The organism is Magnetococcales bacterium (genome assembly GCA_015231925.1).
Classification (GTDB): Bacteria; Pseudomonadota; Magnetococcia; order Magnetococcales; family JADGAQ01; genus JADGAQ01.
Map to the genome: position 1 here is coordinate 1 of JADGAQ010000155.1, position 10,063 is coordinate 10,063.

The window sequence follows — 10,063 nt, forward strand, 5'->3', positions numbered from 1 at the left end:
ATAATCGCATGAATGATTCTCAAAAATACCTTCTCAAGCTCTATATCACGGGGCACACTCCCCGCTCGGAACGCGCCATCAAGAATCTGCGGCGCATTTGCGGAGATGACCTGGGCGGTCTCTACGAGATGCGGGTCATCGATATTCTGGAACAGCCCCAGTTGGCCGAAGACGAAAAGATTCTGGCCACCCCGACCCTGATCAAGGCCCTGCCCCCTCCCCTGCGGCGCATCATCGGGGATCTTTCGGATACGGAAAAAGTCCTGCTGGGATTGGATCTGCTGCCTCTCGAAGAAAACGGCCACACCACAGGGGGTTCATCATGACCTTTCTGACCCATTCCAAAGCTCCGATCGAGAAGCTGCCCACCGGGATCGAGGGGTTTGAACTCATCTCACGGGGAGGGCTTCCCAAAGGGCGCACCACCCTGGTGGCCGGCACCTCCGGTTCCGCCAAAACGGTCTTCGCCGCCCAGTTCCTGGCGGAAGGCATCCGCCAAAACCAGGAGGCGGGGGTTTTCGTCACCTTCGAGGAACCCCCGGAAGACCTGCGCACCAACCTCCTCTCCCTGGGCTGGCCCATCACCGCCTGGGAGGCCGAAAAGAAGTGGTGTTTCGTCGACGCCTCCCCCCAACCGGGCCTCGACGCCATCGAATCGGGTGAATTCGACCTGGGAGCCCTGCTGGTGCGGGTCGAACACGCGGTGAACAAGGTGGGCGCCAGCCGGGTGGCCATCGATTCGCTGGGGGCTGTCTTTTCCCAATTCGTCAACGCCTCCATCGTGCGGGCCGAATTGCGCCGTCTGGCCATGGCCCTCAAGGAGATGGGCGTCACCGCGGTGATGACCGCCGAACGTACCGAAGAGTACGGCGAGATCTCCCGCTTCGGCGTGGAAGAGTTCGTGGCCGACAACGTCATCATCCTGCGCAATCCCCTCATCGAGGAAAAACGCCGTCGCACCATCGAGGTATTGAAGTTTCGCGGCACCGTTCACCAGAAAGGGGAGTATCCCTTCACCGTGCTGCCGGATCAGGGCATCATCATCATTCCCATCTCGGCCATCGAACTGAAGCAACGCTCCTCCCAAACCCGGGTCACCTCGGGCATCCCGGATCTGGACCGCATGTGCGGCGGCGGTTTCTTCCGCGACTCCCTGATCCTGGTCTCCGGAGCCACCGGATGCGGCAAGACCCTGCTCACCGCCGAATTCATCAAGGGTGGCACCAGTCGCAACGAACGCTGCCTGTTGCTGGCCTACGAGGAGTCGCGCGAACAGTTGATCCGCAACGCCATCGGCTGGGGCATCGACTTCGAAAAGCTGGAAGAACAGGGTCTGCTGAAGATGGTCTGCGCCTATCCGGAAAGCGCCGGTCTCGAAGATCACCTCATCCAGATGAAACATGAAATCGACTCCTTCAAACCCGACCGCATCGCGGTGGACAGCGTCACCGCCCTGGAACGGGTCGGCACCCTGCGGGGTTTTCGGGAGTTCATCATCAGCCTGGCCTCCTTCGTCAAACATCGGGAGATTCCCGGCCTTTTCACCGCCACCACCGCCACGCTGACCGGAGGTCCATCCGTCACCGAGGCTCATTTCTCTTCGATTACCGACACCATCATCCTGCTGCGCTACGTGGAGATGCTGGGGGAGATGCGTCGCGGCGTGACCGTACTCAAAATGCGGGGCTCCATGCACGAAAAAGAGATTCGGGAATATGCCATCGATAACCACGGCATGCAAATCGGCAAACCGTTCCGCAATATTGTGGGCATTCTCTCCGGCAAACCGGAGTATGTCATCCGGGAAGAGTATCATCGCCTGGACGGCATGTTTCAGGAATAGGTCGCCAGGAGAACACCGCTAAATGGTTAAAGCCCCTCCCACCGGTTTACGCAAACAGGCCCGGATCCTCATCGTCGAGGACCACCCCGGGGAGCGGGAGTTGCTGCACGAAAACCTCCAGGAAGCGGAGTCCGCTTTTTTTTCCCTGTCACCCCTGGACGCTTCCGATCTCACCGGCGCCGTGGAGATTCTGGAAAAACACGTCGTGGATCTGGTGCTACTGGATCTCAATCTCCCGGACAGCACATCGCTGAACACCTTTCTGTACCTCAAGGAGCGATTTCCGGATTTGGCGGTGCTGGTACTGACCAGCCTGGAAGACGAACTTCTGGGTATCGAAGCCATTCGCCAGGGGGCCCAGGACTATCTCATCAAGGGCCGTCTGGACGGTTTCATCCTGGGGCGCGCCCTGCGCTACGCCCTGGAACGGCAGAATCTGCTCAACGAACTGGAGCGGCTACGTTTTCGTCAGCGACAGCACCAGGAGATGAGCCAACTGGAAAGCTATTCCAAAAGCACCTCTCCGGAAGGGGGGCGCATCTTCTCACTGGCGCCCAGTTACGGCGCACTGGTGCGTCAGTACGTCTTCGCCTCCCGGGAACGTCAGGCGCGTCCCTCCGCCTCGGTCCAGGGACTGGCCCAACGCCTCGCCGCCATGGGCGCCGGGGCCCGGGATGTGGTGCGTCTGCACGTCAAGGTTCTCAAGGAGACCGGCAACTGGTCCACCAGTGCCGAAGAACGCGCCTTCGGCGTCGATGCCCGTCTGGCCCTGGTGGAACTTTTGGGAAACCTGGCGGACCTCTATCGGGAAACCGCCTTGCACAAAGGAGTCGGCTCGTGAATTCCCCGGATACCCTCCATTTCCGACTCTACGTCGCCGGCTCCAGTCCCGGAGGGCAACGCGCCCTGGCCAGTATCGCCAAGATTCGACAACATCTGTTCGATGAACACATCCAGTTGGAAGTGGTGGATATTCTGATGGAACCGGCAAAAGCGGAGGAAGATCACATCATCGCCGTGCCCGCGCTGGTGCGTCTATCCCCCGCCCCCCGCTACAAGATCATCGGGGATCTTACCAACGCCCCGAACCTGCGGGCCTTTTTTGGATTGTAACCTGGGTAAGAGCGTATTTTTCAAGAAGGAGTTGGGCCATGTCATCTGCCGCCATGGATCTCGATAAAATCCCCACCGGGATCGAAGGCTTCGAACACATCACCATGGGAGGCCTGCCAAAAGGCCGCACCTGCCTGGTTTCCGGCAGCTCCGGCTCGGGTAAAACCATTCTGGCCATGGAATTTCTCTACCGGGGCATCACCCTTTTCGGACGCAAGGGCATCTTCGTCACCATGGAAGAGCGGGTCGAAGATCTGATCCGCAACGTCAGGAAAATGGACTGGGATCTGCAAAGCCTGGTGAACGAAGGCCGGTTGCGCTTCGTGGACGCCACTCCCGAACCGGAACCCCTTCAGGAATCCGGTCCCTACGACCTCTCCGGTCTGTTGACCCGCATCCAGCATGCCGTGGAAACCACCGGGGCCGAGTTGCTGGTCATGGACTCCCTCGGTTCCCTCTTCGGACAATTCAGCTCGCCCTCCACAGTACGTCGCGAGATCTTTCGCATCACCGCCTCGGTGAAAGAGATGGGTATCACCGCCCTTCTCACCGCCGAACGGGAAGGCGAGTACGGCCCCATTTCCCGCTTCGGCGTGGAAGAGTTCGTCTCCGATACGGTGATCATTCTGCGCAACGTACTCAAGGAAGAGAAGTGCCGCCGCACCATCCAGGTGCTTAAAATGCGCGGGGAAAGCCACTTCAAGGGGGAATACCCCTTCACCATCAACACCCACTCCGGCATCAGCATCCTGCCCCTCTCCGCCCGGGAATTGAAACAGTCCTCCTCCACCCACCGGGTCAGTTTCGGCAACCGCACCCTCGACCAAATGGCCGGCGGCGGTCTGTTCCGCGACTCCATCTTCCTGGTCAGCGGCCCCACGGGAGGCGGCAAAACCCTGCTGGCCACCACCTTCGCCGCCGACGGTTGCAGCCACGGGGAGAAGGTTCTGCTCCTGGCCTACGAGGAGTCCCGCGCCCAACTGCTGCGCAATGCCCAGTCCTGGGGCATGGACTTCCGCAAATGGGAAGAGGACGGCCTGCTCAAAGTGGTCTGCCAATATCCGGAAGCCATGGGACTCGAAGATCACCTCCTGCTGATACAGCGGGAAATCGAGCAGTTCCGTCCCAAACGCCTGATCATGGACAGCGTCTCGGCCATGGAACGGGTGGGACCGGTACGCTTTTTCCGGGAATTCGTCATCGGACTGACCTCCTTCGCCAAACAGGAGGAGGTCTGCTCCCTGTTCACCAGCACCACCCCCAAACTCTCCGGCGGGGACTCCATCACCGAAGCCCACATCTCCACCATCACCGACGCCATTTTGCTGCTGCGTTACGTGGAGATCAACGGCATCCTGCGACGGGGTATCGCCGTCATCAAGATGCGCGGCTCCCAGCACGACAAACAGATTCGGGAATTCACCATCGATAATCAGGGACTGCACATCGGCAAACCCTTCACCAACGTTCAGAACATCATCCTCGGGGTGCCCTCCGCTACCGCACCCTCGGAAGGTGAAGAGCTGGAAAGCATGTTCGGTGTCGAATAGACCTGTCGCTTGAGGTTTACGGATATGGACCTTTCACCCCGTGACGGAAACATCTCGGCCTCCCAACTGGACGACCTCGTTCACACCCTGGCGCGCACCATGTCGGATCGGGATGCCCTGCAAACCATTCTGGATGCCATGCTCAACGCGGTCATCGTGGTATCCCCCGACTCCCTGATCGAACGCATGAATCAGACTGCCTGTGACCTGCTCGGCTGCAGTGGCATCAGCATGACAGGACGCCCCATCGACCTTTTCCTGGCCTTGGGCTCCGACTGGAAAGAGTCCTGCATGACCGAAATGGTGCATCAGGGGGCCATTCGCAATCGGGAAGGCCGTTTCTCGGATGTCGTCGGCAACGAGATCCCGGTACTCTTTTCGGGTTCCGTCATCCGATCCCCGCAAGGCCAGGTAAACGGCTTCGTCTGTTCCGCCATCGATCTGCGGGAACAGATCCGCCTGCAGGAAGCCCTGCGGGTCAGCCGGGAAAATTTCCGCTCCATCGTGGAAAAAAGCGCCGACGGCATCCTCATCGTCGACAAGTCCGGGCAGGTGTGCTTTCTCAATCCGGCTGCGGAACGGCTGTTGGGCCGCAACATGGAAGAAATGATGCACCTTCCCTTCGGCTATCCGATCATCGGAGGGGAAGTCACCGAAATCGATGTCATCAACAAAAACGGTGAAGTGGGTATCGCCGAAATGCGCATGGTGGAAACCGATTGGCGCGACAGCCCCGCCATGCTGGTCTCCCTGCGGGATGTCACCGAAAACGTGCGCCTGAGGGAAGAGTTGCAGCAGATGTCCATGGAAGACCCCCTGACGGGATTGAACAACCGTCGGGGTTTCATGATCCTCGCGGAACAAGAGTTCAAAGTGGTCCAGCGTACCGGGGGAGGTCTTTCCATGATCTTCATCGACATGGACGGCATGAAACAAATCAACGACACTCTGGGACACAAGATCGGGGATCAGGCTCTGATCGAAACAGCGGGAGTATTGCGTAAGGTATTCCGCAAATCCGATGTGCTGGCCCGCCAGGGGGGAGACGAATTTCTGGCCCTCTCCTTCCATGAACCACGCGACGACCCCGCATCCACGGCAGAGTTGATCACCCATCGCATCGATATGGAAGTGATACGGCGCAATGCCCTGCCCAATCGGCATTACACCCTTTCCTTAAGTGTCGGAGTCATATCCATTCCCTCCGCCGCTTTGGAAGGAAATATCGAAGAGTTTATCCAGCAGGCCGATGCCACCATGTATCAAGTCAAAATGGCCAAAAAACAGGGTCGAAGCCATTGATCCGGGGAGGGTGACCCCAAATGCCGCCATCACACATCCAGGTTCTGCTGGTTGAAGACAACGCCGACCAAGCCCGGCGCATCGCCGAGGAACTCGCTCCTGGCGAGGGGAGCGTCACCCTCACTCCGGTGGGTTCTCTGCAAGACGCCCTGGTCTGGCTGACCTCACACCCGTGCCAGGCGATTCTCCTGGATCTCAATCTGCCGGACAGCCGGGGTTTATCCACACTGGAGGCCATTCTGGACTCTCGTCCGCTGCTGCCGGTGGTGATTCTGGCGGATCCGGAAGAGCGGGAACTGGCCATTGCCGGTCGTGAGCGCGGCGCGGTGGATTATCTGCTCAAGCAACCGGGCAACCCGGATGGCATCACCTGTTTGCCTCGCACGCTACGTTATGCGCTCGAAAGATCCCGGCTATGCCAGGAGCTGATCGATTCCCGAGAGAGTCTGCGCAACCTGGTCGATCAAAACGTGGACGGCATGCTGGTGGTGGATGCCGAAGGCCGTCTCTGTTTCGCCAATCCGGCAGTTTCCTCCCTCTTCTCGGGCCGACACCTGCAAATGGGTGAACACTTCGGTTTCCCGGTCGTTGCCGGAGGCACCACCGAACTGGATATCGTTCCGGCCCCCGGCCAGGAGCGTCGCGTGGCGGAAATGCGGGTTTCCCACACCCTCTGGGAAGGCAAACCCGCCTATCTGGCCTCTTTGCGGGATATTACGGAACGCAAGAACGTCGAGCGGGAACTGCAACAGGCCAAACAGGCCGCCGAAGTGGCCAATCGGGCCAAAAGCGCCTTTCTGGCCACCATGAGTCATGAGATCCGGACCCCCATGAACGCCATCATCGGCATGGCGGAACTGGTGGAGCAGGCGCCGACTCAGAGCGAACGGCAGGAGGGACTGGCAATCATTCGGGAGGCAGGCCATGCCCTGCTGCTCCTGATCAACGATATTCTTGATCTGGCCAAAATCGAGGCGGGCGAAGTCTCCCTTCACGAGGATATCTTCTCCCCGAACGATATCCTGGAAAGCGTTTGGAACATCATGCGCATTCCCGCCGAAAAGGAAAAAGGCCTGAAACTGACCTATCAAATCGCCCCGGATGTTCCCCTCGCCGTTCGGGGGGATCACCGACGCCTTCGGCAGATTCTCATCAATCTGGTAGGCAACGCCATCAAATTCACCTCCAGAGGCAGCATCACCCTGTCACTGCGGCTGGACCCGGAGGATCCTTCGGGAAGGCATCTTCAGTTTCAGGTGAGCGACACCGGTATCGGCATCTCGCCGCAGAGCCTGGAAATGATTTTCGAGGCTTTCGTTCAGGCCGACGATTCCATCTCCCGCAAATTCGGCGGTACCGGACTGGGGCTGGCCATTTGCAAGCGTCTGGTCGATGTCATGGGAGGTCGCATCGGGGTCGAGAGCCGGGAAGGAGGCGGCAGCACCTTTCAATTCACCATTCTGGCCCCTCCCATGGAGTTCGAGGAGTTTGACCTGGGCCTATTGGAACCACCCTCGCCTTCCGCTGCGCCTTTGGACGAAACGGCAAGGCAGGAAGTCACCCCGGATTACCGAATTCTGTTGGTCGAAGACAACCCCATAAACCAGATCGTCGCCGTTAAATTACTGAAAAGACTGGGATACACCCCCGATATCGCCAACAACGGCGAAGAGGCTTTGCAACGGTTTTCGCAAACGAATTATGACTTGGCCTTTCTGGATGTCATGATGCCCCGGCTGGATGGCTTGGAAACGGTTCGATTGCTGCGGAAAATGGAAAACGAACGACGCGGAAAGAAGTGCGTCGTCGTTGCCTTGACCGCATTTGCCATGGACAGCGATCGCGAACAATGTCTTGCAGCCGGAATGGACGACTATTTGAGCAAGCCGGTCAACAGCGCCGATCTGAAACGGGTACTCCACTACTGGCTGGATTTGAAAGACGATGGCGGCGAAGTGCGGACACTTCGTCCCGAACCTGCCGAAGACCCTGTGAACTGGGCCACTCTGGAGGAGTTGATGGCCGATTTGGAATGCCCACACGAGGGATATTCCCTGATCAACATCTTCCTGATGGCCATGGAAGAGCGGTTGAATGGTCTGGAGGAGGCTGTGGATTTGGACAATGGGGAAAACATCCTGCGTATGGCGCGCAAATTGAAATCCGCCGCTTTGCAGGTGGGAGCACGAAAGGTGGGGCTCCTGGCCGGACAATTGGAGCGATCGGGCCGCAACAATTCCCTGAACAAAACCCGTCCCTTGATGGAATCCCTTCGCCGGGAAATCGCGGAAGCCGGTGAAAGCATTCGCAACAGACTCCTGGCCCTGCAGACGGAATGAAGCCTGGCAAGATTCCACAGGAAGGGCACGAGGGATGAAGTTGCAAAATCCCGTTACCGGACGGTTGGGCTTTCGACCCTTCCAAAGCTGGCTGAACTCGTTGGCACAACCTCGATCCCCATTTCGCCTCAACCATCCGGAATCGGGAAAAGCCTCTGGTTCAGCAAGGCAATCGGGCTGGTTGACGCCCGCAAACTGCCGGGTTTGATGGGCGATTGGGTCATCTACGCGCCACGGCTCAACCGGATTCGGCTCAAGGCCCGCAATCCGGAGATCGTGCGGGGCTACGGTGAAGGAGAAGTCGCCCGGAATCCGGCGCTTGCCTTCCAGTTGACGGAACGGCATATCTGGAAAAGCCTGAAAATGCCTTGCCCGGCGTGAAAGATTGCAGTTGGCGATTTGTTGCAGAGGTGTTGATTTCGAATGGGGATTTGTTATCCTTGCTCTTGACCGGGGGCAGGCTTCAAGGTCGCGAGCGGGAGCGATAACCTTGTAGTCTTATGCTGGCGTCCCCCGCGCCTGCCAGTGCACCTAACCCCCCGGTCTTTTTTCTTCAGGCGTTCAAATCCATCATCGGGTTTTGGTATGCTGTTAATGGAGAAAATTCATGTCCAGTACTGTGACTCTCGATGATGTTTGGAAGCTCTTTCAGGAAACCGATCGGAAAATGCAGGAGACCGACCGGAGAATGCAGGAGACCGACCGGAGAATGCAGGAAACCACCCTGCAACTGAAAGAAACCGACCGGCTCGTCAAGGACGTGGCCCGGCAGGTAGGGAATCTGTCCAGTCGCTGGGGAGAGTTCGTGGAGGGAATCATTGCCCCGGCTTGCGATACCCTGTTTGCCCAGCGGGGTATCCCGGTGCATCAGGTGCATCCACGGGTACGCGCCAAGCTGCCCGGCAATCGTCATATGGAAATCGACCTGCTGGTGGTGGACGGCACCGATGCCGTTCTCATCGAGGTCAAGAGTCGGCTGCGGGTGGAAGATGTGCGGGAACACATGGAACGCCTGACCCAGTTCAAGGAATTTTTCCCCCGCTATGCCGAATGCCGTATCCTGGGCGCGGTGGCCGGTCTCGTCATCGAGGAGGAGGCGGATCGTTTCGCCAGCAACAACGGTCTCTTCGTCATCGTCCAATCCGGAGAGAGCGTAACCCTGGCCAATGCAGACGATTTCATCCCGCGCGCCTGGTAGCTACCAACCTTTCCCTGGTGATCTTACCGAAAAAGTGGCGTGGAACGCTCAACGAGCACTTGCCAAGCCAGCATCGATATTGACTTAAGCAATGGATTTCGTATAGCGTGGTGGACGACCGGGGCAGGTCCCGGAAGTCGCGAGTGGGCGTAATGACTTCCGAGCCTAGGATTGGCGGCCCCATCCCGCCAATGCACCTAACCCCCGGTCTTTTTTCGCCTTTTGTCGCAAGCGGAAACGCAGAGGGCCAAGAGACCCGTTTCCGACTGCCCGCCCGGAGAAGTGGACCACGACTCCCGTTCTCCGGGCCACTCCCCCAGCCTTTTTCAGACTTGCTCCCATGCAGACTCCCGGTTCACCCTGAAAACGTGATTCGCGCAGGGGACACGGTGATTTCTCCCTGCCGAAGCCCGCCGTAAGACGCGAGCGTTGTGTGGGGGTGAGAGGTGGGAGGCCCCCGCCAGGCGCGGATCACCCTTCATTCCACACCATCAGCCGCTTGCGGGGTGCGCTACGCCTTCTCCAGTTCTTCCCGAACGACCCGCCGCAAGGTCTCTTCCAACGATTCCCGGTTGCGCCCCACATATTCCCGCAACGCCTTGTTCATCATGCTCTGGTAATTGCCACCACCCGCTTTTTCCACGCACCCCCTGAACCAATCCGGGTAATTCCATTTCTGTTTCATTCGTTCATTAATACGGGGGTCCGGGGGCGATTA

9 protein-coding genes and 1 pseudogene are annotated in these 10,063 nt (G+C 58.7%); 9 read left to right on the forward strand and 1 reads right to left on the reverse strand.

The annotated features are described in order from the left end of the window. Positions 1 to 8 precede the first annotated feature (8 nt). The 9 genes from kaiB to HQL56_14880 all read left to right on the forward strand — a co-directional run bounded on the left by kaiB (position 9) and on the right by HQL56_14880 (position 9,345). Positions 9 to 326 carry a circadian clock protein KaiB gene (gene kaiB / locus HQL56_14840; protein ID MBF0310798.1) on the forward strand — a complete coding sequence of 106 codons (318 nt, stop codon included), beginning with the start codon at positions 9 to 11 and terminating at the stop codon, positions 324 to 326. Next, positions 323 to 1,843, forward strand: coding sequence for a circadian clock protein KaiC (gene kaiC / locus HQL56_14845; GenBank protein ID MBF0310799.1), 1,521 nt, complete (start codon positions 323 to 325; stop codon positions 1,841 to 1,843). The genes kaiB and kaiC (HQL56_14845) overlap by 4 nt, the downstream gene beginning before the upstream one ends. A 22-nt stretch (positions 1,844 to 1,865) precedes the next feature. Beyond that, positions 1,866 to 2,684 (forward strand): response regulator transcription factor, encoded by an 819-nt coding sequence (locus HQL56_14850; protein MBF0310800.1) that lies wholly within the window; start codon positions 1,866 to 1,868, stop codon positions 2,682 to 2,684. Further along, positions 2,681 to 2,956, forward strand: a complete 276-nt coding sequence (locus HQL56_14855) for a circadian clock KaiB family protein (protein MBF0310801.1) — start codon at positions 2,681 to 2,683, stop codon at positions 2,954 to 2,956. Before HQL56_14850 ends, HQL56_14855 begins: the two co-directional genes overlap by 4 nt. A gap of 38 nt (positions 2,957 to 2,994) precedes the next feature. Further along, a complete protein-coding gene (gene kaiC, locus HQL56_14860) occupies positions 2,995 to 4,506 on the forward strand; it encodes a circadian clock protein KaiC (protein ID MBF0310802.1) in 1,512 nt (503 codons plus the stop codon). Positions 4,507 to 4,530: 24 nt separating this feature from the next. Beyond that, positions 4,531 to 5,808 carry a diguanylate cyclase gene (locus HQL56_14865; GenBank protein MBF0310803.1) on the forward strand — a complete coding sequence of 426 codons (1,278 nt, stop codon included), beginning with the start codon at positions 4,531 to 4,533 and terminating at the stop codon, positions 5,806 to 5,808. Between the two features lie 20 nt (positions 5,809 to 5,828). Then, the gene (locus HQL56_14870) at positions 5,829 to 8,147 is read left to right on the forward strand and encodes a response regulator (GenBank protein MBF0310804.1); all 2,319 of its coding nucleotides are present in this window, start codon (positions 5,829 to 5,831) and stop codon (positions 8,145 to 8,147) included. A gap of 207 nt (positions 8,148 to 8,354) precedes the next feature. Further along, positions 8,355 to 8,528 (forward strand): hypothetical protein, encoded by a 174-nt coding sequence (locus HQL56_14875; GenBank protein ID MBF0310805.1) that lies wholly within the window; start codon positions 8,355 to 8,357, stop codon positions 8,526 to 8,528. A gap of 226 nt (positions 8,529 to 8,754) precedes the next feature. Beyond that, on the forward strand, positions 8,755 to 9,345 hold the full coding sequence (locus tag HQL56_14880) for a DUF3782 domain-containing protein (GenBank protein MBF0310806.1): 591 nt from the start codon (positions 8,755 to 8,757) through the stop codon (positions 9,343 to 9,345). Positions 9,346 to 9,856: 511 nt separating this feature from the next. Here HQL56_14880 and HQL56_14885 read toward each other — a convergent pair. Beyond that, positions 9,857 to 9,979, reverse strand: a pseudogene (locus HQL56_14885) (CopG family transcriptional regulator). Between the last annotated feature and the right edge of the window lie 84 nt (positions 9,980 to 10,063).